This is a genomic window from Sphingobacterium cavernae (assembly GCF_008520265.1).
Taxonomy (GTDB): Bacteria; Bacteroidota; Bacteroidia; order Sphingobacteriales; family Sphingobacteriaceae; genus Sphingobacterium; species Sphingobacterium cavernae.
On sequence record NZ_VIQM01000001.1, the window covers coordinates 1 to 1,059 of the forward strand.

1 protein-coding gene is annotated in these 1,059 nt (G+C 42.0%); it reads left to right on the top strand.

Going from position 1 to position 1,059, the window contains the following annotated elements:
- Positions 1 to 100: 100 nt before the first annotated feature.
- Positions 101 to 1,059: IS21 family transposase (gene istA / locus FLS47_RS00005; RefSeq protein WP_149912355.1), on the top strand; the 959-nt coding region annotated here is incomplete at its 3' end.

Sequence of the window (1,059 nt, forward strand, 5' to 3'; positions counted from 1 at the left end):
TGTTAATTAGCGTGTAAATGCCACCACCCGTTCGCGTTAGAATGCCACCACCTTAAAACAATAAGGTTTAACTTGCTGAGTAAATAAATAGCTCAGCGTTATGTATAAATTGGCAATGTATAACACGATCAAAACACTATTAGATCACGGCAAATCAGTACGTGAAATTTCTAGGGAGCTTGGCATGTGCCGCAAGACCGTTACTAGAATCCAACGTGCGCTTTTGAATGGAGATTTAGCACCAACTCAACAAGCGCGAGGTAGTGCTCTCTCCGATTATCATCAAGAGATTGAATCGTTACTAGAAAGAGACTATTCGGCTTTATTGATTCACCAAAAACTTGTTCAACAACATGGGGTAACACTTTCCTATTCGGCTGTAGCGCGCTATGTCGCCAAATTTAAGAAAGATGAGTGCTATGTTCCGCTGCATGGCCTCCCTGGGGAAGAGGCGCAGGTAGATTTCGGTTACTTTGGTGAATTTCGAAGGAATGGCAGAGCTGTGAAAGTTTGGGTGTTTAGTATGGTTCTGAGCTATAGTAGACGCGCCTATTTCAAAGTAGTCACTTCCCAGCTGGTAAAAGATTTTTTGGATTGTCATATCCATGCCTTCGAATATTTCGGCGGTGTCCCCAAAACCGTAAAACTTGACAATCTCAAATCAGGAGTAACTAAAGTAGATCTCTATGAACCAGTTTTACAAGAACAGTACGCTTCATTCCTTAGCTACTATAATTGCGCTGGAATAACTTGTCGCCCTGCAAGAGGTCAAGATAAGGGGAAAGTTGAATCCTCAATAAAATATGTAAAGAACAATTTTTTAAAGGCGTTTCAAGGGGAAAGCTACGAAGATTTAGTGTGTGCCCTTCGAGTATGGAATGAGGATGTATGTAATATTCGTATACATGGGACTACCAGACGTCGCCCCATTGACTTGTTTATGGCTTCCGAAAAAGCGGCTCTTCAGTCTCTTCCCAAGAGTAGATTTCAGATCATGCATGTCGAGCACCGCAAAGTTAACCGGATGGGACATCTAAGTTTCAGGCAGAACTATTATTC